General features: G+C 69.2%; 31 protein-coding genes, 1 tRNA gene and 1 pseudogene. 22 read left to right on the top strand and 11 right to left on the bottom strand.

The features are described 5' to 3' along the window. Window positions 1-636: a hypothetical protein gene (locus F1D61_RS31000; RefSeq protein WP_203155746.1), complete on the bottom strand. Its 636-nt coding sequence runs from the start codon at window positions 634-636 to the stop codon at window positions 1-3. Between F1D61_RS31000 and F1D61_RS30995 the strand changes: the two genes are divergently transcribed. The 8 genes from F1D61_RS30995 (at window position 595) to F1D61_RS30960 (ending at window position 4,642) form a co-directional block, all read left to right on the top strand. Next, window positions 595-1,485, top strand: a complete 891-nt coding sequence (locus F1D61_RS30995; protein ID WP_203155745.1) for a hypothetical protein — start codon at window positions 595-597, stop codon at window positions 1,483-1,485. The genes F1D61_RS31000 and F1D61_RS30995 overlap by 42 nt on opposite strands. After that, entirely contained in the window at window positions 1,482-1,808 is a 327-nt protein-coding gene (locus tag F1D61_RS30990) for a hypothetical protein (RefSeq protein WP_203155744.1), read from the top strand. Before F1D61_RS30995 ends, F1D61_RS30990 begins: the two co-directional genes overlap by 4 nt. Then, on the top strand, window positions 1,808-2,500 hold the full coding sequence (locus F1D61_RS30985; protein WP_246775626.1) for a hypothetical protein: 693 nt from the start codon (window positions 1,808-1,810) through the stop codon (window positions 2,498-2,500). The genes F1D61_RS30990 and F1D61_RS30985 overlap by 1 nt, the downstream gene beginning before the upstream one ends. Before the next feature lie 2 nt (window positions 2,501-2,502). After that, the gene (locus F1D61_RS30980) at window positions 2,503-2,973 is read left to right on the top strand and encodes a phage tail terminator-like protein (RefSeq protein ID WP_203155743.1); all 471 of its coding nucleotides are present in this window, start codon (window positions 2,503-2,505) and stop codon (window positions 2,971-2,973) included. Between the two features lie 11 nt (window positions 2,974-2,984). Further along, a complete protein-coding gene (locus F1D61_RS30975; protein ID WP_203155742.1) occupies window positions 2,985-3,206 on the top strand; it encodes a hypothetical protein in 222 nt (73 codons plus the stop codon). A gap of 63 nt (window positions 3,207-3,269) precedes the next feature. Further along, complete coding sequence (locus F1D61_RS30970) at window positions 3,270-3,749, top strand: phage tail tube protein (protein ID WP_203155741.1); 480 nt, start codon at window positions 3,270-3,272, stop codon at window positions 3,747-3,749. Between the two features lie 30 nt (window positions 3,750-3,779). Beyond that, complete coding sequence (locus tag F1D61_RS30965) at window positions 3,780-4,217, top strand: hypothetical protein (RefSeq protein ID WP_203155740.1); 438 nt, start codon at window positions 3,780-3,782, stop codon at window positions 4,215-4,217. Between the two features lie 8 nt (window positions 4,218-4,225). Continuing rightward, window positions 4,226-4,642 (top strand): phage tail assembly chaperone, encoded by a 417-nt coding sequence (locus F1D61_RS30960; protein WP_203155739.1) that lies wholly within the window; start codon window positions 4,226-4,228, stop codon window positions 4,640-4,642. Here the strand turns inward: F1D61_RS30960 and F1D61_RS30955 are convergent. Next, window positions 4,602-4,874 carry a hypothetical protein gene (locus tag F1D61_RS30955; RefSeq protein ID WP_203155738.1) on the bottom strand — a complete coding sequence of 91 codons (273 nt, stop codon included), beginning with the start codon at window positions 4,872-4,874 and terminating at the stop codon, window positions 4,602-4,604. The two genes, F1D61_RS30960 and F1D61_RS30955, sit on opposite strands and share 41 nt — an antisense overlap. A 38-nt stretch (window positions 4,875-4,912) precedes the next feature. Here F1D61_RS30955 and F1D61_RS30950 point away from each other — a divergent pair, with 38 nt between their 5' ends. The 11 genes from F1D61_RS30950 to F1D61_RS30900 all read left to right on the top strand — a co-directional run bounded on the left by F1D61_RS30950 (window position 4,913) and on the right by F1D61_RS30900 (window position 12,730). After that, on the top strand, window positions 4,913-5,866 hold the full coding sequence (locus F1D61_RS30950; RefSeq protein ID WP_246775625.1) for a phage tail length tape measure family protein: 954 nt from the start codon (window positions 4,913-4,915) through the stop codon (window positions 5,864-5,866). After that, complete coding sequence (locus F1D61_RS30945) at window positions 5,866-7,281, top strand: SGNH/GDSL hydrolase family protein (protein ID WP_203155737.1); 1,416 nt, start codon at window positions 5,866-5,868, stop codon at window positions 7,279-7,281. Before F1D61_RS30950 ends, F1D61_RS30945 begins: the two co-directional genes overlap by 1 nt. Window positions 7,282-7,283: 2 nt before the next feature. Further along, window positions 7,284-7,823: a hypothetical protein gene (locus F1D61_RS30940; RefSeq protein WP_203155736.1), complete on the top strand. Its 540-nt coding sequence runs from the start codon at window positions 7,284-7,286 to the stop codon at window positions 7,821-7,823. A gap of 11 nt (window positions 7,824-7,834) precedes the next feature. Then, window positions 7,835-9,322 carry a hypothetical protein gene (locus F1D61_RS30935; protein WP_203155735.1) on the top strand — a complete coding sequence of 496 codons (1,488 nt, stop codon included), beginning with the start codon at window positions 7,835-7,837 and terminating at the stop codon, window positions 9,320-9,322. A gap of 781 nt (window positions 9,323-10,103) precedes the next feature. Further along, window positions 10,104-10,691 (top strand): glycoside hydrolase family 108 protein, encoded by a 588-nt coding sequence (locus tag F1D61_RS30930; RefSeq protein ID WP_203155734.1) that lies wholly within the window; start codon window positions 10,104-10,106, stop codon window positions 10,689-10,691. Between the two features lie 81 nt (window positions 10,692-10,772). Further along, window positions 10,773-11,039, top strand: coding sequence for a DUF7681 family protein (locus tag F1D61_RS30925; protein WP_203155733.1), 267 nt, complete (start codon window positions 10,773-10,775; stop codon window positions 11,037-11,039). 56 nt (window positions 11,040-11,095) lie between these two features. After that, window positions 11,096-11,362, top strand: coding sequence for a hypothetical protein (locus F1D61_RS30920; RefSeq protein ID WP_203155732.1), 267 nt, complete (start codon window positions 11,096-11,098; stop codon window positions 11,360-11,362). Then, window positions 11,359-11,592, top strand: coding sequence for a peptidoglycan-binding protein (locus F1D61_RS30915; protein ID WP_203155731.1), 234 nt, complete (start codon window positions 11,359-11,361; stop codon window positions 11,590-11,592). The genes F1D61_RS30920 and F1D61_RS30915 overlap by 4 nt, the downstream gene beginning before the upstream one ends. Before the next feature lie 4 nt (window positions 11,593-11,596). Further along, the gene (locus F1D61_RS30910; protein WP_203155730.1) at window positions 11,597-11,791 is read left to right on the top strand and encodes a hypothetical protein; all 195 of its coding nucleotides are present in this window, start codon (window positions 11,597-11,599) and stop codon (window positions 11,789-11,791) included. Continuing rightward, a complete protein-coding gene (locus F1D61_RS30905; RefSeq protein WP_246775624.1) occupies window positions 11,791-12,354 on the top strand; it encodes a hypothetical protein in 564 nt (187 codons plus the stop codon). Before F1D61_RS30910 ends, F1D61_RS30905 begins: the two co-directional genes overlap by 1 nt. Then, window positions 12,347-12,730, top strand: a complete 384-nt coding sequence (locus tag F1D61_RS30900) for a hypothetical protein (RefSeq protein WP_203155729.1) — start codon at window positions 12,347-12,349, stop codon at window positions 12,728-12,730. Before F1D61_RS30905 ends, F1D61_RS30900 begins: the two co-directional genes overlap by 8 nt. Window positions 12,731-12,752: 22 nt before the next feature. Here the strand turns inward: F1D61_RS30900 and F1D61_RS30895 are convergent, their stop codons facing one another. The 3 genes from F1D61_RS30895 to F1D61_RS30885 form a co-directional block, all read right to left on the bottom strand. Beyond that, window positions 12,753-13,124 (bottom strand): hypothetical protein, encoded by a 372-nt coding sequence (locus tag F1D61_RS30895; protein ID WP_246775623.1) that lies wholly within the window; start codon window positions 13,122-13,124, stop codon window positions 12,753-12,755. A 16-nt stretch (window positions 13,125-13,140) separates the two neighbouring features. Further along, window positions 13,141-13,506: a hypothetical protein gene (locus F1D61_RS30890; RefSeq protein WP_203155728.1), complete on the bottom strand. Its 366-nt coding sequence runs from the start codon at window positions 13,504-13,506 to the stop codon at window positions 13,141-13,143. A gap of 139 nt (window positions 13,507-13,645) precedes the next feature. Beyond that, window positions 13,646-13,721 (bottom strand) — tRNA-Lys (locus tag F1D61_RS30885). Between the two features lie 127 nt (window positions 13,722-13,848). Between F1D61_RS30885 and F1D61_RS30880 the strand changes: the two genes are divergently transcribed. Beyond that, window positions 13,849-14,925, top strand: coding sequence for a hypothetical protein (locus F1D61_RS30880; RefSeq protein WP_203155727.1), 1,077 nt, complete (start codon window positions 13,849-13,851; stop codon window positions 14,923-14,925). Between the two features lie 112 nt (window positions 14,926-15,037). Here the strand turns inward: F1D61_RS30880 and F1D61_RS30875 are convergent, their stop codons facing one another. Then, window positions 15,038-16,066, bottom strand: coding sequence for a polyprenyl synthetase family protein (locus F1D61_RS30875; RefSeq protein ID WP_203155726.1), 1,029 nt, complete (start codon window positions 16,064-16,066; stop codon window positions 15,038-15,040). 205 nt (window positions 16,067-16,271) lie between these two features. Between F1D61_RS30875 and F1D61_RS30870 the strand changes: the two genes are divergently transcribed. Continuing rightward, a complete protein-coding gene (locus F1D61_RS30870) occupies window positions 16,272-16,496 on the top strand; it encodes a DUF2007 domain-containing protein (RefSeq protein ID WP_203155725.1) in 225 nt (74 codons plus the stop codon). Next, the gene (locus F1D61_RS30865; protein WP_203155724.1) at window positions 16,489-17,244 is read left to right on the top strand and encodes a tRNA1(Val) (adenine(37)-N6)-methyltransferase; all 756 of its coding nucleotides are present in this window, start codon (window positions 16,489-16,491) and stop codon (window positions 17,242-17,244) included. Before F1D61_RS30870 ends, F1D61_RS30865 begins: the two co-directional genes overlap by 8 nt. A gap of 269 nt (window positions 17,245-17,513) precedes the next feature. Here F1D61_RS30865 and dprA read toward each other — a convergent pair whose 3' ends face one another. From dprA to F1D61_RS30840, 5 genes and pseudogenes are all read right to left on the bottom strand, one after another. Next, the gene (gene dprA, locus F1D61_RS30860; protein ID WP_203155723.1) at window positions 17,514-18,701 is read right to left on the bottom strand and encodes a DNA-processing protein DprA; all 1,188 of its coding nucleotides are present in this window, start codon (window positions 18,699-18,701) and stop codon (window positions 17,514-17,516) included. 55 nt (window positions 18,702-18,756) lie between these two features. Beyond that, window positions 18,757-19,356, bottom strand: coding sequence for a glycerol-3-phosphate 1-O-acyltransferase PlsY (gene plsY, locus F1D61_RS30855; RefSeq protein ID WP_203155722.1), 600 nt, complete (start codon window positions 19,354-19,356; stop codon window positions 18,757-18,759). Continuing rightward, window positions 19,356-20,650, bottom strand: a pseudogene (locus tag F1D61_RS30850) (dihydroorotase). Before F1D61_RS30850 ends, plsY begins: the two are co-directional and overlap by 1 nt. Then, on the bottom strand, window positions 20,647-21,057 hold the full coding sequence (locus F1D61_RS30845; protein WP_203155721.1) for an endonuclease domain-containing protein: 411 nt from the start codon (window positions 21,055-21,057) through the stop codon (window positions 20,647-20,649). The pseudogene F1D61_RS30850 and the gene F1D61_RS30845 overlap by 4 nt, the downstream one beginning before the upstream one ends. Window positions 21,058-21,295: 238 nt before the next feature. Then, a complete protein-coding gene (locus F1D61_RS30840; protein WP_203155720.1) occupies window positions 21,296-22,243 on the bottom strand; it encodes an aspartate carbamoyltransferase catalytic subunit in 948 nt (315 codons plus the stop codon).

The following is a 22,243-nucleotide window of genomic DNA, read 5'->3' as shown; positions in this document are numbered from 1 at the left end:
TCAGGCAGCCTCTTCGGGCAGCGCCTTGCGGATCGCCTGGTATTCCTTGGTCCAGGCGGCCAGCACCTCGGCGGAGGCGCCGCAATCGTCCCGGTCGCGCTGACTGCGAGACCAGATGAGGAAGGCCTTCTCCTTGGTCGGGGCCGCCGAGAGCGCCGCGAAGACCCGCTCCCCACAGGCGCGCACCGCTTCCGGGTCCTGATCGGTCACTCCTGGAACCGTCACCGCGGCTGGTGCGACCTCTGCCGGCGGCGCCTCGGCGCGCTTGATCGCCTCCTGCACCACCGCAGTCAGGGCGACGCGCTGCTCGCGGGTGGCGATCTTCCGCTCCTCCATGATCGCCCGGTAGTCCTTGCCGGCCTTCCAGACCTTGCGCAGTCCACCAGCCTGATCCGCGGTGCTGATGTTCTGCGCCAGCTTCCGGATGCGCCCCTCGTAGTCGGACCAGGGCTCGAATGCGCTCTCCTGGGGCGCTTCCGCAGCCGCTAGCGCCTTGGCCGGCTCCGGCGCCTCGACAGGCTCCACGGGCTTTCTGACGCGGTTCTCGGCCTGCTCGAACAGGTGTTCGAAGGTCTCGCGCTCGGATCGGGTCAGGTGCTCCTCGTCACCGGCGTAGAGGGCGCGGATCTCGGACACGTCCTGCGCCGTCCGTGCGCTATCGAGGTGGCCCTTCAGTTCGGCCAGGATGTCGGCGCCGGACCGCTGCGCGAGATCGTTCTCGTCGGCCTCAGCGTCCAGGTGGGGAATGGAGGCCGCCGCTGCTGGGTCAGCGACGACGGCCTGGGCCTGCCCACGCGGGACATGAGAGGCAGGCTGTTCGGGAGCCGGTGCGACACCCAGAGGCGCCTCACGACGGTCGAGCGAGCCCGGGCGATGCTCGGGTTTGCAGCCGCCGACGACATCGCGGTCGACATGATGATCGACCAGGCGTCCAGCCTGATCGTCCAGTTCTGCCGCCGGCCGTTCGGCGTGGAGACGCTGCGCGAGCGCCCCGCGCTTTTGCGCGACTGTGGCGGGCTGGTGCTGTCTCGAGACCCGGTGGTCGAGGTCATCAGCGTGACGCGCGGCACGGGCGACGTGCTGGCGCCCGCCGACTACGAGATCGATGCCGGCGGGAAGGTGCTCTACCTGCTGCAGGGCGGCGTGCGGTGCCCTTGGTCGAACTGGTGCTTCGACCACAACTGCTACCCGGACGGGCGTCGCGGCTTCGGCCTGACGGTCGAGTACCGGGCCGGTTACACCCTGCCGAAGGACGATCAGGGCGCCGAGTGGACCCTGCCGGCCGACGTCGAGCGCGCGGCGATCATGGCGATCGGAACCATGCTGTCCTCTCGCGGTCGCGACCCGCTCCTGAAGAGCGAGAACGTCATGGGGGTGGGGTCATTCACCTATGCCACGCCGGCCGCCTCTACGCCCGCGGGCGGGCTCGTGAACGCCGAAGCCCAGGCCCTGCTCTGGCCCTACGTGCGGGCGGTGCTCGGATGAGCCCGGAGCAGGCCATCGCGGCGCTCGACCGGCAGATCGCCCTCCACGGCGACGACGCTCAGATCCAGCGCGGCACGGGCGCGGCGGCGCCTCTCCGCCTCTGGGTCCGTGAATACCAGCCCCAGGAGCTTCAGGGCGGCGTCACGCAGGGCGACCGGAAAGTGGTGGTGTCGCCCACTGACGTGGCGAAGGCCGGGCTCCCCGACCTCAAGAAGCTCGACAAGCTGACCATCGCCGGCCGGCGCACGAACGTCGAATACGCCAACCCGACCCGGATCCGCGGTGTCGTGGTGCGGTGGGACCTGAACGTCCGGGGCTCCTGATGGCCGGCCGCGTCACCCCGATCGCGCAGGAGTTCGAGCTCCTGGTGCGCGATGCCTGGTCACCCGAGGCGCAGTCCGGCTACGTGCGCGAGTTCGCCCGGGAGCAGATCGCCAGCGCCGAGGCGCAGAACGAGAAGGCCCTCGGCTACAAGCCGGAGCACCAGATCTACATCGACGGGACCCAGCGGCCCGACCTCTCGGCGGTGACCGGCAGCAGCCGGATCCTGGTCGAGTTCGAGATCCTGTTCGACGTGATCGCGCGCGTCGACGAGATGCTGAAGGCGGCCTCACCGCGCGGCACCCGCACAAAGCTGCCAGGCCAGCGCTACGTCGAGAGCCATCACTGGTTCGCCGACGACCGCGAGTTCACCGACATCGCCAACCCGCCCAAGGCCGAGCAGTACGTCGTCCTGAACTCGCAGCCCTACACCCGACGCCTTGAGCGCGGGTGGAGCAAGCAGTCGCCGCAGGGTGTCTATCAGGTCGTCGCCGCCATGGCGAAGCGGCAGTTCGGGAACATCGCCTACGTCGGCTTCACCTACCGCTCCTTCCCGCACGGCGCGATCGGCGCTTGGTCGGGCTCGGCCTCGGCCCGGAAGATGGCGCGCGAGGTCCGCGGCGGGCGAGCGTCGCTGCACGAGGAATGGCTGACCCGGCAGCCGGCCATCATCATCGACCCAGGCAGAGGCTGACCTTGGCCCACAAGACCGTGATCGATGCCGTAGAGGGGCGCCTCGCGGAGCGCTGGAGCTCGCCTGATGCCGTGGCGGCGCGCCAGGCCGCCGGCCTGCCGGCCCTGCCCTTCTTCGGCGCCAACACGCCCGAGAACGCCGAGGTGCCCCAGGACGGCAGCGCCTACCTGGAGATCCAGTACCCCTATTCCGAGACGGTGCAGGCCACCCTCGGGCGGGTCTACCGCGAGAGCGGAGGCTTCGCGATCTTCGTCAATTTCGAGCGCGGCGGCGGCGCTGAGAAGGCGAGCATCCTCGCCGACCAGTTGGCGACCCTGTTCCGCGATCGGCGCTTCGGCGGGATCCAGACGTTCTCGCCATCCTCGCCGGTCATTGATGATCGAAATGAAGAGGGGCTTTACTATTCCCTCTCCATCGCCGTTCCTTACGAATACGTCTTTCGCGACGACAATTCGGGCGGCTTCTACGACTGAGGAGGGCGAAAATGCCACGACTGACGAACACCACCCGCGAGAACATCGAAGTCCCGACCGGCGTCAAGGACGGGATGGTCCAGATGGAGGCTATCGGCCCAGGCGAGACCAAGACCGTGAATTGCGCCCCGGACGACCCGACCCTCGTGGCGCATTTGCGCTCCGGTGGGCTGACCACCGAGGACAAGCGCGTCGCCAAGGCGGTCGAGGCCGCGGCCGCGCCGAGCGCCTGACGCTCCACCACCCATCCTGCAACCCACACCACCAGCAACCGGCAGCCGCCGGAGGAGACCCCTATGGCCGAAATCGTCACCGCCTCCGGCGCCAAGATCTTCATCGGCTCGGCCGTGACCACCGCCACCGATACCACGGCCGAATTCGCCGCGCTGACCTATGTCGAGATCGGCTTGGTCGAGACGCTCGGCGAGTTCGGCGACGAGAGCAACGGCGTCAACTTCACCGCCCTCAACGACGCCCGTGTCCGTAAGGCGAAGGGTGCCCGCGATGCCGGCACGCTGGCGCTCACGGTGGCGCACGATCCGATGGACGCGGGGCAAGCCGCGCTCGAGGCCGCCGAAGCGACCAGCAGCAAGTTCGCCTTCAAGGTGGTCTACCCGGACCGGCCGACCCCCTCCGGCACCGACAGCATCGACTATTTCCGGGCTCTCGTGATGTCGAAGCGCAAGAACGTCGGCAGCGCGGACAACGTGATCCGCCGGACCTATTCGCTCGGCATCGACAGCCAGATCTTCAACGTCCCGGCGGCCAGCGCCTGATCGGTATCACAAGGCAGGAGCGCGTAGCGTATGAAGCTCAAGGCCATCAAGGTGAACTCCGCCCGCTCGGAACAGGGTGGGTGGGTCAAGGACATCGCCGGGTTCCCCGGTATGCGCCTGCTGGTGCGCGGGTTCGAGAGCGAGGCGTTCAAGCTCGCCCTCTCCCGCCGGCAGTTGGCGGTCACGAACGACGACCGCGAGGACGGCAAGCCGGGCGGCGCGGTCAAGCCCAAGGTCACGGAGCGGCTGTTCGGGCTGGCGATGGCCGACGCCATCCTGCTCGACTGGGACGGCATCGAGCGCGACGACGACCAGCCGATCCCCTACTCGCGCGATCTCGCCGAGCGGTACCTGACCGACCCCGACTTCCGCCTCTTCCGCGAGGCGGTGGCGCTGGCCGGCACGCTGGTCGAGAGCGAGACGGACGCCCGGGTCGAGGCCGCCTTGGGAAACTCACCCGCTGCCTGAGGTGGCAGATGCACTTCGGCCCGATGCACGCGCACATCGCGCGGCTGAAGGCCGAGGGGCGGAAGCTTCCCGACGGCTACGATGAGCGGCCGGGCATCTCGGCCTTCAACCTGTTCTTCTGGGATGCGTTCTGGGAGCTGAGCACCGAGCGCCCGCTCGGGTTTGGCGCCGAGGGGCGGATTCCCGGGACAGCGATCGAGGCATTCGCCGGCCGGGTCGGGATGGTCGACGCCGACGAACTCGCGTTCTTCCGCGCGGTGATGCGCGGGATGGATGCCGAGTACCTGGCTCGCAAGCCCTGGGTCGCCACCGTCGCGGCCGGCGGCGTCGCGATGAACGACCACAAGGGACTGCGCGGCCTGCTGCGGCGGAACGCGAAGGCGCCTACCGGCCAGCCCCACGCTGGCCCTCCTGCCAGCGCCTGAGGTCTGCTTCGGCCTCGGTGCGGGACTTGATGGCGGACCGCTTCTCTCCGGTCTCGGTGTTCACGCAGGTGCTTTCCCGCGGGTTGGCGCGCCCGCCGCGCTCCGCCTCGAACCACAGCCCGCCCATGGCCTGCTGAGCCGCGAAGCACGCCTTGTCGGTCTCGAACGGGGCCGAGCCGCTGGTGAGCCCGCCCGCCGGCGAGATCGCCACCCAGAGCAGCATCCACTTCATCGCCGCACCTCCCGGTAGCGCCGTAGCACGGACCCGTGATGGCAACCAACATCGAGACCATTCGCCGGATAAAAATCGAGGCCCAGGTTTCTGGCGTTGAGCAGGCCACGGCGCGTCTCAACGACACGACCCGGGCGATCGGGACGATGGAGGGTGCCGTCGCTCGGGCTCGCCGAGCCTACGACCCCCTCTTCACGGCCACCGAGCGGCTGGCCGCTGTCCAACGTACGGCGACCCTGGCCGTGGCAGCCGGCAACCTCACGCAGGAAGAGGCGAACCGGCTCTACGAGCAGGCCGCGAACAAGATCACGGGTTATGGGCGTGAACTGGAGAAGGTCACTCGCCTGGAAATCCAGGCCCGAGCCGCACGGGAGGCGTCGGCGCGTGCCGTGGCGCAGGCTAATCAGCAGACCTTGAACAGCCGGTTCGGGATCGGCGCGGCGCCGGGTCGAGATGCGGCGGGCGACTTCGCGGCCGCTGCGAACGCGGCCGACAACCTGCGCGCCCGCTACAGCCCGTTGTTCGCGGCGCAGCGCCAGTATCTCGCCACCCTGGCGGAGATCAAGGAAGCGTCCAAGGCCGGCATCCTGACCGAAAACGAGCGGGCTGCGGCGCTAGAGCGTACCAAGGCGGCGTTCGCCGCGCAGGTGACCGGCATCAGGGGGAGTGAAGGGGGCGGCAACGGGCGTCTCAACGCCTATCAGGCCCAGAACCTGTTCTACCAGGGCACCGACGTTGTAGCCTCGCTGGCGAGCGGAATGCCGCTGTCGACGATCGCCCTTCAGCAGGGCGGCCAGATCGCACCGACCTTCATGGGGCCGGGCGGCGCCAGTGTTAGAGGCATCGCCTCGCAGGCTGGAGACCCGCCTATCTCGGCATCGCCCGCGGCCAAGTACCGCCGGCCAATGCCACGGCCCGATACCGTGGGTGGGCCCGCCAGCCTGGAGGCGCCTGGTTCCCGCTGGGCGATCCCAATGCTTGGCCCTTCGTGATGCACGAGGCGGTCGGCGTAGAGCCGGACGAGGCCGTTCGCCCGCTGGCGCTCACGGCGACGCCCGCCGAGCAATTGCAGCGCTTCTGGCCCTATACCGGCACCCCCGTAGCCCAGGTCGTAATCCCGGAAAGCGTGATCGAGCACGCTGGGCAGACGGCCCACGTCTCTCGGCAGCTCGTCGTATTTGCCCGGCCGGCGGAGGGGCCTGTTACCGACACCATTGGCGTGCAGCCGTTCGAGATCCCTCTCAGCCACCAGTACGTCTCCGGGGTGCAGGTGCGCCGACAGGATAACAACGCCCTCCTAGTCGATGGCGTAGATTACACCATCAACTATCGTCGCGCGTCGATCCTCGGCCTCAAAAGCGGCGTTGTCTTCTGCAACGTGTCCTACACTGGACGCGCCACGCGTTACGACATCGTCTGCGTCGATCCAAAATCAGGCGCCGTTTCAGTGGCGGCAGGCACGCAAAGACCCGCCGATGCTGGAGAATTCGTACCAGATGTCCCGCTTGGTCTGGTCCCGCTCTACGGCGCTTTCGTGACCCGGAGCGACGGCGTCGATCTTGTCCCGCTCCAGGGCGAGGTTGATGTCCGGCTCAAAGGCCTGCCGTGGCGCGAGTACAGCCGGCAGCGCCTTCCCGGGCTGATCCAAGCCATGCGGACCGGTCGCACAATCCGTCTGGCCGTCTACGGCGACAGCATCCCGGAGCAGGGCGGCGGCGGGTCGGGACCGAGCTATTACACCGTGCCCAACGGCACCTACCGGGACACGGCACTCCAGAGCCAGGGCGGCTATTACTGGACCGGCCGCATCGGCGCCGACGTGGTCAATGCCTTGCCGGGCTATAACCAGGGCGACGGCAATTCCCGGCACATCCGGGTTGGGTGGGGGTGGCGCCTCAAGGAGGCGATCGAGGCGGCATCTGCCTGTACCGTCATCCACGATAATTGGGGTGTCGGCGGGACGGACGCCAGTCAGACCGAGCCGAACGGCAACTACCCGCCGCGTATCAACGCCCTGATCGCCAGCAATCCGGATGTCGTGGTCATCTGCTTCGGCATGAATGAGCTGGGCGGTGTTTTCACCTACTTGCGCATCCGGGCCATGATCCAGACCCTCCGAGCAGGAGGCGCCGAGGTGATCGTGATGGGCGTCCCGCTGATCGCGACCTCGAACAGCGTCAACTCCATTGACGAGTGGCGCGAGACCAATCGCCAGGTCGAGCAGGCGGCCCTTGATGAGGATGCCGCCTACGTCCCGGTCGCCGCCTACGTTGACCCCGACAGCCCGGTCCCGCTCGGCGGGATGTCGCGGCGCGCGGTCAGCACCACCAACGGCATCAACCACGACGGCCCGTACATGCTGCGGCAGTACGGCAATCTGCTCGCCAGTGTCGTGCGGGGGCTCTGACGATGCTCGAAATCACGTATGTCTCCCTAGCGCCGTCTGGGGTCGCCACCCCCCTGGGCGGCACCGTCCTAGCAGTCACTTCGGTCCCCACCCCAACCGGATCTCAGCCGGTCGCGCCGTCGCCTGCCGGGCTCCTGGTCACATCGATCCGCTCGGATGTCTGGGCCCGGGTCGATATGGCGGCATCACCGGCCCCGGATGCATCGCCTGATGCGATGATCGTGGGACCTGGACAGCCCGTCGAGTACCGCGGTCGCGCAGGCCAGCGGATCGCCGCTATCCTCGGACGGTTCCCCGATACGGACGATCCGACCGATATACCATTGTCGTCAACTGGCGGCCTTAAACAGGCAACGGACGGGCTGGCAGTAGACCGCGCCGTAGTTGTGACCGTGGGCGACATCGCGGCGTTTACATCGACTTATCTTGCTTGGATGAACAGCCTGCCTGTCGCGTCCAGCAACCCCGACGATCCTGCTCCGGTCGCAACCGGCCAGCCCTACAAACTCGGCCCTGGCGGGCCGGTCGTCATCGCGCAGTGATGAGGTCTCTCTTGCGTACCCCCCGTCTGCTCATCGCGGCGCTGCTGGCGCTCGCGCCGTCCCTGGCGCTCGCTCAAGGCGCCCCTGCTCCGATCCGGCTCCCTAAGGGGAGCACTGGACCGGCGGACGATCTGACCCTGGCGCCGACCGACAGCGGCGCCCTGCGGCGCTCGCTCGCGGCGGTGTTTCGTGATCTCCCGGTCTACCCGCAATCGTTCGGCGCGGTCTGCAACGGGGGCGCGGGCGGCTCGAACGACACGGCCGCATACCAGGCCGCGGCCAACGTCGCGGTGCTGTTCGGCCGCGCCCTGCATCTCGGTGGGGCGGGTCTGTGCATCACCACCGCACCGGTCACGCTCTCGAAGCCGATCCCGCTGCGCGGCGACGGCGAGGCGGTCTGCACGCTGGTCGGTCTCCACAACGGCCCGATCCTCCAGATCGCCGCGAATGCCGCGGCGCCCTCGCAGGTCGAGGTCTCGGGCTGCACGTTCCGGCACCAGAGCGCGGCTCCGGCCGCCTACAACGCTACACGCGCAATCAAGATCACCGGTGGCAACTACGTCTCTTACGCCAGGTTCTCCAATCTCACGACGCAAGGCTTCTACGCCGCGTTCGAGGTAGCCACGGGAACGCAGACGACGGATTACGGCCAGGAAAATCTCACCGCCTGGACATCATGGGATCGTATCACCATCCTGTCCGGCGCGCGGGGCGCGCATTACGGCTGGTACTACCCGGCCGGCTCGGGCACGGGCAACACCTACACCAATATCAAGACCGGGCTGTCGGACGCCGACTCGGCCATCTTCCGCTACGAAGGGACAGGTGCCGTCGTCGGCGACATCCTGATCAATCAGTGCCACTGCGCCGGCAACACCAACGCCGTCGGCGCCTCGCTGATCTCGATCGGCCCGGGGACCGTCTATCGCAGCTCCATCAGCGTCGTGAATTCGCAGATGGATAGCGGTATGGGGGCGGTGTTCGACTTCTCCCCCGATGGGGTGCCGTATTTCGGGGTCCGGCTGATCGGCACGAATATCGCGAACGGCATCGTCGTCAACAAGAACAACGCCCAGATGATTGCCTCGACTGTCACGGGCGTGCTCGCCAACGACTTGCGTGACGGCATTTTCAAACAGGTTTCGGCCGCGCCCAACCTCGCTGTTCCGGTGTTCCGGATCAGCGTCGGCAAGGCGATGGACGGGCTCAACTTCGCGAGCCTGTACTGCGAGGTGGTGGCAACCGGCGTAATCCCCAACGTGGGCCCGAGTGTCACCCGGGCCACGCTCGCCCTGTTCAACTCAAACGGCACAGTCTCGGCCACGGTCGGCACGCCCGAGCGGCTACCGTCGACCGGATTTGATGTCTCTGCAAGCGCGAGCGGCAGCGTCGTGACGGTCAACACGGTGTTCCCGTCGGGATCGGGCAGCTCCGGCACGAGTTTCGACGCGCAGGCGCGCTGCACCGGCGGCGCGGCGGCCTCGCTATCACCGCTTTAGCGCCTCGCGCGCATCTTTTCGCAGCAATCTGGAGATCCTGATGACCGCGAGCACATTCGAGCGGGGGCTTTCGCTTGTCCTGACACACGAGGGTGGATGGTCGGACGATCCGCAGGATCCCGGGGGCTAGCCTATTAGGGCTTTCGCCGCCTCATGAGGGTCTTGGCCCCTATAGCGCACCCTGGCGTGAAGCGGACCATAATTCACCCCCATGAGGCGCGCGAAGTCTTTCAGTACGAGATCGCGCCCATTGTGTTTGACAATGATGTTGTCTGTCCTAGAGCGAGCCTGCTGCATGGTTGTTGCCCATCGGCAGTTTCTCGGTTCATAATCCTTATTGACATCTACCCGGTCCAAGGACCGATGTGGCGGGCACTCTCCCATGTCGGCAAGGAAACTCTCAAAGCCCTGCCGCCATTCTTCGCACACCTGGATGCCTCGCCCTCCATACTGCGAGTACTTTTCGTCTGCTGGATTATAGCACCGCCCAAGTGCGCCGTAATATGCGCGGAGGGTTCGCGAGGATTTCCTTCCCGTCCGGTGCCCATGTGTGATTGAGCGCGCTCTCGTCACCTCAATCCTGAGACACCCACAACTCCGGGTGTCTCCTCTCCTGACGGGCTCCAATCCGCGCACAACCTCTGCGCCGCAATCGCAACGGAAAAGCCATGTCGTGCGCTTGCCAGCACTCGCTGCACGACTAATGGCCACCAATGAACCATAGCGTTCACCTGTAATGTCTAGTGGCGCCGCCATCTGCCATCCCCAGAAAGGTTAGTCCATGTCAGTCTACGGCGCAGATGAGCGCTTCGCAAGATCTTTGCAGCTCGTTCTGAAGAGCGAAGGAGGCTATGTTGACGACCCGCACGACAACGGGGGCGCCACCAATCTCGGCGTCACGATCGGTACGCTGAGCCTGTGGCTCGGCCGGCCGGCGACGAAGGCGGAGGTGCGGGCGCTGACACCCGCGACCGTCGCCCCGATCTACCGGCGCCGGTTCTGGGACGCGATCCAGGGCGACGCGCTGCCGGCCGGCCTCGACTATGCGCTGTTCGATTTCGCGGTGAACAGCGGGCCGAAGCGGGCGGTGATCGGGCTCCAGCGGGCGCTCAAGGTGGCCGACGACGGCAAGCTTGGGCCGATCTCCCTGGCGGCCGTGGCGAAGCATAAGCCGGCTGACCTGATCGACGCCCTGTGCGACGGGCGGCTGGCGTTCCTGCGGGAGCTTTCGACCTGGCCGCGGTTCGGCAAGGGCTGGGGCCGGCGGGTCGAAGAGGTTCGCAAGGCGGCGCTCGCCATGGCGGCCGAACCCGCACCGGCGGTCGATCCGGCGAAGTGCCCGACCTGCGGCAAGCTGATCGCCGCCTAACCAACCCCCGTAGATTTTGCGGCAGTTCGACCCGCGCCGGCCGGGCCAGCCGAGCACATCCCCCACAATCAGGACACCATCATGACCAGCAAGCAGCATCACGGCCTCCCCGTGGCCGGCTACCAGCCCCAGACCGACGACAAGGTGGCTCTCGTCAACGAGAACAAGGCCCTCGAAGAGCGCGTGCTGCGCCAGTTCGACAAGCTGGCGCAGATGGAGCCCGGCGCCGTCGATGGGCGGTGGTTCGCTATCGGCCGCACGGCGATCGAGCAGGGCTTCATGGCCCTCAACCGCAGCGTCTTCCAGCCGAGCCGCGTCGCTCTGCCTGAGGACGACAAGACCGCCTGAGGTCCCCTCATTCAGCCCGAGCTTACCTCCTAAGCTCCCCTCGCAAGGACACGACCATGAACCAGGAACAGCTTGCCGCGCTCCTGCGCACCCTCCTCCAGTTCGGCGGCGGCATCGCCGTGGGCCGCGGCTGGATCGACGCCGACACCGCCACCGCGGTCATCGGCGCCATCGTCACGATCACCGTCACCGCCTGGGGCCTCTACGCCCGCCGCAATACCGCCCTCGTGCAGAGCGCCGCGGCGGTGCCGCAAGTGGCCCAGATCGTCACCACGTCGCCGCACATCGCCGAGGCAGCCGGCCCCAAGGTGGTCGCGCAGTGATCTCCCTGCCCTGGTGGCTGTCGGCCATCCTGGCATTCCTGTCCCGGGCCGCGAACGATTATGCGGCCCGGAGGCGGGCGGAGGGCGCCCTGCGCGACCTCGGCGCCAAGACGCAGGCCGAGGACAGCCGGCGCGAGGCGGAGCGCCAGGAGGCAGTCGCCAAGGCAGCGGGCGATGCTGCGGCTGCAGCGCCGGAAGATCCGGCCGATCCGTTCCTGCGAAAGGGCTGAAGCCATGACGTTCACCTGCGCGGCCGCGGGCTTCTTCGTCTTCGCGTGCTCGGCCCCTGAAATCCAGGCGGACGCGGCCCGGTTCTGCCAGACCGCGGCGCCCATCACGTACAGCGCCAAGGACACGCCGGAGACGCGCCGGCAGATCCGGGTGCACAACGCCAAGGGCGTCGCCGCCTGCGGCTGGGGGAAGCGCTGATGCCCCTGTTCGAGGCCGACCCCAGCCACCCGGCCGGGCCCTATAGCTCGGAACGCCTGTTCGAGTGGGCGATGGCGGTCATGATGATCATGATCGCGCTCACCCTCGCGATGCCTGGCGATACCTTCGAGCGGTCCGCTCTCCGGCCGATCGCCGCCCTCGGCGCCACCGAGGAGAACATGGCGACCTTCTACGCCGTGGTCGGCATCGCCCGGGCCTTCGCCCTCTACATGAACGGCCACATCAACAACGGCCGCGTCTTCCCATCGGGAGCCTACATCCGCGCCTGGTGCGCGCTGTTCAGCGCCGTGGTCTGGGGGCAGTTGACCCTGGCGCTGTTCCTCGACGCCTTCCACGCCAACTCCCCCTCGCTCAACATCCCGGTCTTCGGCACCCTGACGATGTTCGAGCTGCTGTCCTGCTACATCGCGCGCCGCGACGCGGTGCGGCGCAAGGACACCCTCGAGGGCCAGATCGAAGAGCTAAGGGCGTCGGCCGCTGCGAGCGGTCTGGTGCTCACGCCCAAGCCGCGGGCGCACGGGGGAGAGGTCACCGATGCTTGAGGCCGGGTTCCTGAAGGGGGTCTACGACAGCCTGTCCGGTTTCCCGGTCCTGCAGGCGGCGGTGGGAGCGCTGATCGTAATCTTCGGCCTGAGACTTATGCTCAAGGCCGACAAAGCGAAGGATGCCGCAGCCGCGCCAGCCGCGCCGGCCGGGGCGACGCTCGCCGCGCCGGATGGCGCTCTGCATCTTCAGGGCGCGGTGGCCTTCACGGACATGACCCGGGAGATGCGGGACATCCTGCGCGAGTGCGTCGAGCTTCAGCGCCGGATCGCCGAGTGCGTGAGGATCATGCGCGAGGAGGCCCGGAAGCAGACCGAGATCCTTGAGCGCATCGAGCGGGAGCAGGACGTGCAAGGCCGATCGCGGCACCCATAGCCTCCGCCTTCCCGAGACGCCTTCAGCCCCGCCGGCAGCCGCCGAGCGGGGTTTTTGCGTCTGGGGCCTGCTCATCCGGCTCCAGCATCGTGCGGAACGGCTTGGACTCCATCTTCCATCCGGTCTTGGCCTCAAGACGGGCGTAATGGGCCTGCATATCCATCATCACGCCGACGCGCTTGCCGCCGCAGGACGAGCAGCGGAGGCGGAGCGCGATGTCCGGGAACGGCAGATTGTCCGGGAACCGATCGGTGCTGATGACGACGTGCCGCTGGCAGCCGTGGCAGGTGACGGCCGCGGTGAAATCGCCTTGGGCCCGCATGTCGCCCACGGTCGGCGGCGCAATCTCCCGGCCGGTCTCGTCGTACGCCCGGCGGGGGTTGCGGCGGGTCACTCTTCCCCGCCGCCGGTCATCGCTTGGTCTCCCAGATCGGGATCATGCCCGGCATCTTCACAGGCTCGTGTCGGTAGGCGGTCCACCTCCCGAGCTTGATCCATTCGGGCGTGACCTCGTGGATTTCGACCGAAAGGGTCACGAGGATCCCGCTGTAGTCCCCGCGGATCGTGCCGAGCTCCGGGTGGACGCCGAAAAGCCGCAGCGTGTCCCATCCGGCCTCGTGCGCCTGCATCCCCCACCGCTCGACGAACTCCTGGCAGCGCTGATGCGTCTCGCGCCACTCGTCGGGACGCAGCCCGCGGCACGGAACGACGCCCGGGGAGAGGCTGGCGAGGCCGCGGGACCAGGAAAGGACGGTGTCGGGGATGGTGGGGGTCATGATCCCTGCCCTACCCTGCTAGCGGCACGATGGCGAGATCGAACGGGGCGATTTGGACACAGGTCGGATAATCTTGGACACTCCGGCCAAATGGCCGCATCGTCGCAACCGCCTAAGTCGTTGATGTAGACTAGATAAGTGGTGAGCGCGCTGGGACTCGAACCCAGGACCTACAGATTAAAAGTCCGTTGCTCTACCAGCTGAGCTACGCGCCCGCGTCCCGGACGACGGCGCGGCGCTGGTGGGCCGGCCCGATCCTGCTTGGGACAGACGCGGACATAGGGGGTTGACGCGGCCGGGTCAACCGGGAGACCAGGGCCGCCCACATCAACCCGCGTCCCGATGCTGCCAGACACCGCAACGCCCAGCCCTCCCGCCCACTGGCGGCGTTTCGCCGGCCTGCTCCTCGGCACGGCCGGGGCCCTGGGTCTCGGCGTGCTCGCCTTCGTGACGATCCTCGACCCCTACGGCCTGCGCGCCGCGCCCGGGCGGGCGCCAGGGCCGATCATGGATCTCAACCAGCGCTTCATGTACCCGCAGGTGGTGCGGGGCGGCGCCTTCGACGCGGCGGTGTTCGGCACCTCGACCGCCCGCCTCCTCGATCCCGAAGCTCTCGACCGGGCCTTCGGCGGCCGTTTCGCCAACCTCGCGATGAACGCGGCGACGCCCTGGGAGCAGACCCGGCTCGCCCGGCTCTTCCTCGCGCGGGCGCCGGCGACGGCAGTCCTGTTCGGCCTCGACGCGCCGTGGTGCGAGACGGAGGCCGACACGAAGCGCCTGACCTTCCGGCCCTTCCCGCCCTGGCTGTACCGGGAGCCGCTCGGCTGGGATGCGCCGTTCCATCAGTGGAACCAGCAGAGCGCCGAGATCGCCGGCCGGGTGCTGCTCCACGCCCTCGGACGGATGCCGGCGCGGATCCGTGGCGACGGCTACGAGGTCTTCACCCCGCCGGAATCCCGCTACGACGCCGCGCGGGCGGCGGCGCACATCCACGGCGAGGGACCCGGCCCGGAGGCGCGGTCCGGTGCGGAGGCCGGCGAGCGGCCCGTCTCCCTGCCGGCCCTGCCCTGGCTCGACGACCTCCTCGGCCTCGTCCCGGCGGGGGGGCTCAAGCTCGTCGCCTTCATGCCGGTCAACGTCGCGGCGCAGCCGCGTCCGGGCAGCCGTTCCGCGGCCCGCGAGGCGGCCTGCAAGGCGCAGGTTGCCGAGATCGCCCGGCGGCACGGCGCGACGCTGGTCGATTTCCGGATCCCGTCGGCGGTGACGCGGGACGACACCCTTTATTGGGATGCCCTGCACTACCGCCTGCCGATCGCGGCCCGCATCGTCGCGGGCTTGAAGCGGGCGGTGGAGGATCGGCGCGACGATCCGGACGGGTTCTATCGCGTGCTCGCCGCCCCGCCCGACACGACGAGGTAGGCGCCCGTCCAGGCCTCGGGCGCGGCAGTTCCGGCACTCGAAAAAGCCCGGCGGCACGGGCGGGCCGGAGGCCACGCCCGTCGGCGCCGGGTCGGAAGGCCGTCGGCCTCGCCTACCGGGCCCGCGCGATGCAGAAATCCACCGCCTCGAGCAGCGCCTGCTTCATCGGCGAGTGCGGGAACAGCGCCAGCGCATCCTTGGCCATGGCGCCGTAATGGCGCGCCCGCTCGATCGTGTCCTCGAGGGCATTGTGGCGGCGCATCGTCGCGAGCGCCGTCTCGAGATCGCCGGGCTCCTCGATCTCCTGGCGCTCCAGGGTGCGGCGCCAGAAGGCCCGCTCCTCGTCGCTGCCGCGGCGGAACGACAGCACCACCGGCAGGGTGATCTTGCCCTCGCGAAAATCGTCGCCGACATTCTTGCCGAGATCGGCGCTGGTGCCGCCGTAATCGAGGGCGTCGTCGACGAGCTGGAAGGCGATGCCGAGATTCATGCCGTAGCTGCGGCAGGCGGCGATCTCGGCCGCCGGGCGCGCGGCGATGACCGGGCCGACCTCGCAGGCGGCAGCGAACAACTCGGCGGTCTTCGCCCGGATCACCGCAAGATATTCATCCTCGGTGGTCTCGGTCGAGCGGGCGGCGGTGAGCTGCATCACCTCGCCCTCGGCGATCACCGAGGCGGCGGAGGAGAGGATGTCGAGGGCGCGCAGGGAGCCGACCTCGACCATCATCTTGAAGGCCTGGCCGAGCAGGAAGTCGCCGACGAGGACGCTGGCCTCGTTGCCCCACTTGATCCGCGCCGCGACCTTGCCGCGGCGCATGTCGCTCTCGTCGACGACGTCGTCGTGGAGCAGCGTCGCGGTGTGCATGAACTCGACGCTGGCGGCGAGCTTCACGTCGCCGTCGCTCGCCGGGTCGTAGTTGCTCAAGCTGGCGGTCGCCAGGGTGAGGATCGGGCGCAGGCGCTTGCCGCCCGAGGAGATCAGGTGGTTGGCGACCTCCGGGATCATCGTCACGTCGGAGCCGGTGCGCGACAGGATCATCGCGTTGACGCGCTCCATCCCGCCGGCCACGAGCCCCACCAGGGCGTCGAGGCTGGCCTCCGGATCGGAGGGTCTGTCCTGAAGGGGAAGTACGACGCCCACGCCCGCGCGATCTCCTCAGCGCCGCCCCGCACCACGGGGCTCCTCGATCTACTCCCGCCCCCTTTGGCACGCGAGCGCCCCCGGCGGCAACACGCAAGCTGCCGCAAGGCCCTGAACCCGGGGCCGAGGCCTGGGGATGCGCAGCAACCGGCGCGACACTGTGGTATGGCCGCCGCGATCCGAGCAGGAACCGGCGCAACGCACCATGATCGAGCTGATCCGCACCAACGATCTCGTCCTGATCGGCTTCGCGGAATCCCTTCTCACCGGCGCCGAGATCCCGGTTCTGGTGGCCGACAACCACATCAGCGTGATGGAGGGGATGATCGGCGCCTTCCCGCGCCGGCTGCTGGTGCCGGAGGACCATGCCCGCCAAGCCCGGCGCATCCTCACCGATGCGGGCCTCGCGCACGAGCTGCGTCATGCATGACGCCCCTCCCCCCTCCGAGCCCTGGCTCGGCGGACGGCTCGCCTTGCGCCAGCCGCCGCGGGGCGGTCACCGGGCCGGGACCGACGCGATTCTGCTCGCCGCGGGCGCCGGGGCGCGGCCCGGCGAGACCGTCTGCGACCTCGGTGCCGGCACCGGTGCGGTCGGGCTCGCGGTCGCCCGCGCCTGCCCGGGAGTACGGGTAATGCTGGTCGAGCGCGACGCCGAGGCCGCTTCGCTCGCGCGTCTCAACGTGCAGGAGAACGGTCTGTCCGACCGCGTCGGGGTGATCGAGGCCGACGTGACGGCGCCCGGCCGCGAGCGCCGGAGCGCGGGGCTCCTGCCCGATTCCGTCGATCTGCTTCTCACCAACCCGCCCTTCTTCGAGGCCGGGCGGCATCGCGTCTCGCCGGTCGCGGCCCGGGCTGCCGCCCACGGCTTTCCAGAGCCGGGCGGGCTGGAGGCCTGGCTGCGCACCGCGGCCGACCTCGTCCGCCCCGGCGGCCGCCTGGTGCTGATCCACCGGGCCGATGCGCTGCCCGCCTGCCTCGACGCCCTGGCCGGCCGGTTCGGCGGGCTCACGGTCACGCCGGTCCAGCCCCGGGCGGAGGCGGCGGCGATCCGGGTGCTGGTGGCCGGCATGCGCGGCAGCCGGGCGCCGTTCACCTTGGGGCCGGCCCTGGTGCTGCATGGACCGGATGGGCGGTTTACGGAGCGGGTGGAGGCGATGCACCGGGGCGAGATGCCGTAAGGTTTTGCCACGACATCGTTGTCAGGCCGCTCCCGAATTTCATATCCACCGCGTCATTCCGGGGCCGCGAAAGCGGAGCCCGGAATCCAGAGCCGCCGACCGCTCAGAAAAAGGCTGGTCGGGTTCCGCCTTGTCCTTCTCCACCGGCGTGTCTGGATTCCGGGCTCCGCTGCGCGGCCCCGGAATGACGCGGAGGGTACAAAGATTGTCGAGCCGATCGGCTGGCGCTGGTGTGAGCGTCGATGTCCATATGCGGCTGGTGATGGCTGTTACCGCAGCGACACCGCCCCACCCGGATGCCGCCAGATCTTCCCGTCGAGCTCCAGTTCCATCAACAAGCCCTGGACCACCCGGGCCGACAGCCCGGCCTGCCGCGCCAGGGCGTCGACCGGCACCGGCGAGGGCCCGAGGAGTTCGAGCAGGATCGCCCGTTCGTCCTGGCGCGCCGACGGCGTCGCAGGCTCCTCGAGGGGACGTTGCGCCGGCTCGGCCGCCATGGCGGTGACCGGCTCGGCGGAGAAGTCGATCTCGTCCCAGTAGAGCGCCGGTTCCGGCCGGTCGGCCGCGTCCTCGGCGCCGCTGTCCGGCGCCGGCCCGCCGATCAGGGGTGCGAGCACCGCCATGACGTGCTCGGGGGCGGCGCAGAGGGTGGCGCCGTCGCGGATGAGGTCGTTGGTGCCCTCCGCACGGGGATCGAGGGGCGAGCCCGGCACGGCGAAGACCTCGCGGCCCTGTTCCAGGGCGAAGCGGGCGGTGATGAGCGAGCCGGAGCGGCGCGCCGCCTCGACCACGATCGTGCCGAGGGAGAGCCCCGAGATGATGCGGTTGCGGCGCGGGAAGTCGCGGCCCCGGGGCTCCCAGCCCATCGGCATCTCGGCGACAACCGCGCCGCCGTTGTCGAGGATGCGCGCCACCAGTTCCTCGTGCTCGGAGGGATAGATCCGGTCGTGCCCGCCGGCGAGCACCGCGACGGTGCCGTTCTGGAGTGCGGCCTTGTGGGCGCGCGCATCGACGCCGCGGGCCAGCCCTGAGACGATCACCAGCCCCTCGGCGCCGAGCGCGTGCGACAGCCGCTCGGTGAAGGTGAGGCCGGCGGCGGACGCGTTGCGCGAACCGACGATGGCGACGGAGGGGCGCTTGAGGCAGGCGGCGTCGCCGCGCAGGCAGAGGAGCGGCGGCGCGTCGGCAGTGGCCTGGAGCGGGAGAGGATAATCGGCCTCGCCCATCGCCACGAAGCGCGCGGCGAGGCGGGCCGCCGCCGCGATCTCGCGCTCGGCCTCCGCCTTGGTGGTGACCCGGATCGGCTTGCCCCGAGCCTTGGCGAGGCCGGGCAGGGCTTTGAGCGCCGGCCCGGCCCCGCCGAACTTGTTCACCAGGCCCCGGAAGGTGCGCGGCCCGACGCCCTCGGAGCGGATCAGCCGGAGCCAGTCGAGGCGCTGCGCATCGCTTAACTGCAAGACCCTCTCCCCTCGGCAACCTGCCGAACCTTGGGTGAGGGTCGCTGTCAGACCTTCAGCCCTTCTGCCCGATGCGCCCCTCCGTCCCCGCCAGGAGGCGGCGGATATTGGGGGCGTGCTTCCACCATAGCAGCAGGGCGAGCACGCAGAACAGCACCGCGAGGCGGCCCTGACCGAGGGCCCACAGGGCGGCGGGGGTGGCGGCCGACGCCGCCAGCGCCGAGGCCGAGGAGTAGCGGAGCAGGAATGCGAGTCCGATCCAGATCGCGGCGAAGACCAGCACGCCGAGGGGAAACAGGCCGAGCAGCACGCCGATGAAGGTGGCGACCCCCTTGCCGCCCTTGAAGCCGAGCCAGACCGGGAAGAGGTGTCCGAGGAAGGCGCCGAGCCCGGCCGCCAGCGCGGCTTCCTGCCCGCTGAGGCGGGAGGCGAGCACCACCGCGGCGGTGCCCTTGAGCGCGTCGCCGACGAGCGTCGCGGCGGCGAGGCCTTTCCGGCCGGTGCGCAGCACGTTGGTGGCGCCGATGTTCCCTGAGCCGATCGACCGCACGTCGCCGAGGCCGGCAAACCGCGTGAGGATCAGCCCGAAGGGAATCGCCCCGAACAGGTAGCCGATGCCGAGCCAGAGGGCGATTTGCATCCAGTCCGGCGTCATCAGCGCGTCTCCTCGGCACGGTGGACGATGCGGCCGGCGACCAGGGTGAGCGAGGCCTGGCCCTGCAGCCGCGCCTCGTCGAAGGGCGAGTTCTTCGAGCGCGACTTCAGCTGGCGCTTGTCGAGGACGTAAGGAGCATCCGGGTCGATCAGCACGAGGTCGGCGGGGCACCGGGGCTCAGGCGCCCGGTCTCGCGGCCGAGCACCCGCGAGGGCGCGGCCGAGAGGGCGGCGAGCAGCCGCGGCAGCGCGATGTCGCCGGCATGGACGAGGCGGAGGGCGGCCGCGAGCAGGGTCTCGATGCCGAGCGCCCCGTCGGCGGCCTCGGCGAAGGGCAGGCGCTTGGTCTCGACGTCCTGCGGGTTGTGATCGGACACGATCACGTCGATCACGCCCTCGTTGAGGGCCGCGACCACCGCCTGCCGGTCGGCCTCGGTGCGCAAGGGCGGCGAGAGCTTGCAGAAGGTGCGGTAGTGGCCGATGTCGTTCTCGTTCAGCACCAGGTTGTTGACCGAGACGCCGCAGGTCACCGGCAGGCCGGCATCCTTGGCGCGCCTCACGATCTCGACCGAGTCGGCGCATGAGATCATGGCAGCGTGGTAGCGCCCGCCGGTCAGGCGCACGAGGCGGATGTCGCGCTCGAGCAGGATCGTCTCGGCCTCCCGCGGGATGCCGTGGAGCCCGAGCCGCGAGGCCATCTCGCCCTCGTTCATCACCCCGTCGCCGACCAGCGTCGGCTCCTCGACGTGCTGCATCAGGAGCACGCCGAAATCGCGGGCATAGGTGAGCGCGCGGCGCATCACCTGGGCGTTGGTGACGGCCTTGAGCCCGTCGGTGAAGGCGACGGCGCCGGCCTCGGTCAGCAGGCCGAACTCGGTCATCACCTGGCCGGCGAGGCCCTTGGTGATGGCGGCGGCGGGCAGCACGTGGGTGGTGGCGGTGTCGCGGGCGCGGCGCAGCACGAAATCGACGATGGCCGGCTCGTCGATCGGCGGGTTGGTCTCGGGCATGCACACCAGCGTGGTCACGCCGCCGGCGGCCGCCGCCGCGCTGGCGCTGGCGAGGGTCTCGCGGTGCTCGGCGCCGGGCTCGCCCACGAAGGCGCGGAGATCCACGAGGCCGGCGGTGAGCACCTGGCCGCCGCACTCGATCACCTCGGCGCCCTCGGGCACGGAAGCGGGCGTGCCCCAGTGGATGTCGGCGATCACCCGGTCACGGACGAGCACCGCGCCCGGGCCTTCGCGGCCGGTGGCGGGGTCGATCAGGTGGGCGTTGGTGAGGAGGAGTGTGGTCATGGATCAGGCCGCTCGGGGTTCGGCGGAAGCAGGGCGGAGCGTTGCTCGACTGCCGCGAGTACGGCGTCGAGTGAGAGTTGGGGGTTGCCGAGGAAGGTCTCGTTCGAAACCCGCATGATCTCGAAGGCTTGACCCCGCAACCAGGCATCGCGCGTGGCGTCGCGCTTGCGGCGTTCGGCGGTCTCGTGCGGCTCACCGTCGAGTTCGACGATCAGCCGGGCGGAGGGGCAGAGGAAATCGACGATGTAAGGGGTGATGGGGACCTGCCGCTTGAACGTGTGGCCGGAGAGGCGGCCAGCGCGGACCTGGCTCCAGAACAGGGCCTCGGCGCGAGTCGCAAGAGAGCGCTGATCCTTCGCGAAATCCCTGAGGCGTTCGGAGACCGGATTTCGCTTCTCTTGCTCCACCGATCTCTCCTCAAGCTCGCCGCCCGTAACCCCTCCCCCCTCTGCGGGGGAGGGTGCCCCGCGGATGCGGGGCGGGAGAGGGGACGCCGCTTCCGGATACGTCGCGACCGTAATGAAGGGCGCCAAGTCTTGCAGCGTCGCGCTGCCCCTCTCCCGGCTCGCTCCGCTCGCCACCCTCCCCCGCAGAGGGGGGAGGGTTAATCCGTGGCGCCCTTCACCAAAGTTCACCCATTCAAGGTCACGCGTTCGGCAGGTGCGTCGCCAGAGCCTCCAGCACCGCCATCCGCACCGCGACCCCCATCTCGACCTGCTCGCGGATCAGCGACTGCGCGCCGTCGGCGACCTCGGACGAGATCTCGACGCCGCGGTTCATCGGGCCGGGATGCATCACCAGGGCGTCAGGCTTGGCATGGCTCAGCTTGTCGCCGTCGAGGCCGAAATACCGAAAATACTCCTTCACCGAGGGCACGAAGGAGCCGTTCATCCGCTCGCGCTGGAGGCGCAGCATCATGACGATGTCGACGCCCGCGAGCCCCTTGCGCATGTCGGTGAAGACCTCGACGCCGAAGCGGGCAAGGCCCGGCGGCAGCAGGGTCGAGGGGCCGATCACCCGCACCCGGGCGCCGAGCGCCATCAGCAGGATGATGTTCGAGCGCGCCACCCGCGAATGCAGGACGTCGCCGCAGATCGCGACCTGGAGCCCCTCGATCCGGCCCTTGTTGCGGCGGATGGTGAGGGCATCGAGCAGCGCCTGGGTCGGGTGCTCGTGGGCGCCGTCGCCGGCATTGACCACCGAACAATCGACCTTGCGGGCCAGGAGTTGCACCGCGCCGGCCTGGTGGTGGCGCACCACGATGATGTCGGGGCGCATCGCGTTCAGCGTCGCGGCGGTGTCGATAAGGGTCTCGCCCTTCTTCACCGACGAAGAGGCGACCGACATGTTCATCACGTCGGCGCCGAGGCGCTTGCCAGCCAGCTCGAACGAGGACTGGGTCCGCGTCGAGGGCTCGAAGAACAGGTTGATCTGGGTGCGACCGCGCAGCGTCGTGCGCTTCTTCTCGACCTGGCGGCTGATCTCGACGGCCTCGTCGGCACGGTCGAGGAGCGCCACGATGTCGAGAGGCGAGAGGCCCTCGATGCCGAGAAGGTGGCGGTGCGGGAAGCCGGGGAGTGACTGGGTGCTCAT

The sequence above is a fragment of the Methylobacterium aquaticum genome (assembly GCF_016804325.1).
GTDB lineage: Bacteria > Pseudomonadota > Alphaproteobacteria > Rhizobiales > Beijerinckiaceae > Methylobacterium > Methylobacterium aquaticum_C.
Note: the sequence above shows the minus strand (reverse complement) of the source record. Positions and strands in the feature narration are given on the sequence as shown.

Coding starts and splice junctions, on each gene's coding strand:
- F1D61_RS30955 (WP_203155738.1), bottom strand. CDS start 4,874: ATGAAGTGGATGCTGCTCTGGGTGGCGATCTCGCCGGCGGGCGGGCTC.
- F1D61_RS30950 (WP_246775625.1), top strand. CDS start 4,913: ATGGCAACCAACATCGAGACCATTCGCCGGATAAAAATCGAGGCCCAG.
- F1D61_RS30960 (WP_203155739.1), top strand. CDS start 4,226: ATGCACTTCGGCCCGATGCACGCGCACATCGCGCGGCTGAAGGCCGAG.
- F1D61_RS30925 (WP_203155733.1), top strand. CDS start 10,773: ATGACCAGCAAGCAGCATCACGGCCTCCCCGTGGCCGGCTACCAGCCC.
- F1D61_RS30905 (WP_246775624.1), top strand. CDS start 11,791: ATGCCCCTGTTCGAGGCCGACCCCAGCCACCCGGCCGGGCCCTATAGC.
- F1D61_RS30920 (WP_203155732.1), top strand. CDS start 11,096: ATGAACCAGGAACAGCTTGCCGCGCTCCTGCGCACCCTCCTCCAGTTC.
- F1D61_RS30975 (WP_203155742.1), top strand. CDS start 2,985: ATGCCACGACTGACGAACACCACCCGCGAGAACATCGAAGTCCCGACC.
- F1D61_RS30945 (WP_203155737.1), top strand. CDS start 5,866: ATGCACGAGGCGGTCGGCGTAGAGCCGGACGAGGCCGTTCGCCCGCTG.
- F1D61_RS30965 (WP_203155740.1), top strand. CDS start 3,780: ATGAAGCTCAAGGCCATCAAGGTGAACTCCGCCCGCTCGGAACAGGGT.
- F1D61_RS30910 (WP_203155730.1), top strand. CDS start 11,597: ATGACGTTCACCTGCGCGGCCGCGGGCTTCTTCGTCTTCGCGTGCTCG.
- F1D61_RS30970 (WP_203155741.1), top strand. CDS start 3,270: ATGGCCGAAATCGTCACCGCCTCCGGCGCCAAGATCTTCATCGGCTCG.
- F1D61_RS30865 (WP_203155724.1), top strand. CDS start 16,489: ATGCATGACGCCCCTCCCCCCTCCGAGCCCTGGCTCGGCGGACGGCTC.
- F1D61_RS30890 (WP_203155728.1), bottom strand. CDS start 13,506: ATGACCCCCACCATCCCCGACACCGTCCTTTCCTGGTCCCGCGGCCTC.
- F1D61_RS30840 (WP_203155720.1), bottom strand. CDS start 22,243: ATGAGCACCCAGTCACTCCCCGGCTTCCCGCACCGCCACCTTCTCGGC.
- F1D61_RS30940 (WP_203155736.1), top strand. CDS start 7,284: ATGCTCGAAATCACGTATGTCTCCCTAGCGCCGTCTGGGGTCGCCACC.
- F1D61_RS30990 (WP_203155744.1), top strand. CDS start 1,482: ATGAGCCCGGAGCAGGCCATCGCGGCGCTCGACCGGCAGATCGCCCTC.
- F1D61_RS30930 (WP_203155734.1), top strand. CDS start 10,104: ATGTCAGTCTACGGCGCAGATGAGCGCTTCGCAAGATCTTTGCAGCTC.
- F1D61_RS30900 (WP_203155729.1), top strand. CDS start 12,347: ATGCTTGAGGCCGGGTTCCTGAAGGGGGTCTACGACAGCCTGTCCGGT.
- plsY (WP_203155722.1), bottom strand. CDS start 19,356: ATGACGCCGGACTGGATGCAAATCGCCCTCTGGCTCGGCATCGGCTAC.
- F1D61_RS30880 (WP_203155727.1), top strand. CDS start 13,849: ATGCTGCCAGACACCGCAACGCCCAGCCCTCCCGCCCACTGGCGGCGT.
- F1D61_RS30985 (WP_246775626.1), top strand. CDS start 1,808: ATGGCCGGCCGCGTCACCCCGATCGCGCAGGAGTTCGAGCTCCTGGTG.
- F1D61_RS30870 (WP_203155725.1), top strand. CDS start 16,272: ATGATCGAGCTGATCCGCACCAACGATCTCGTCCTGATCGGCTTCGCG.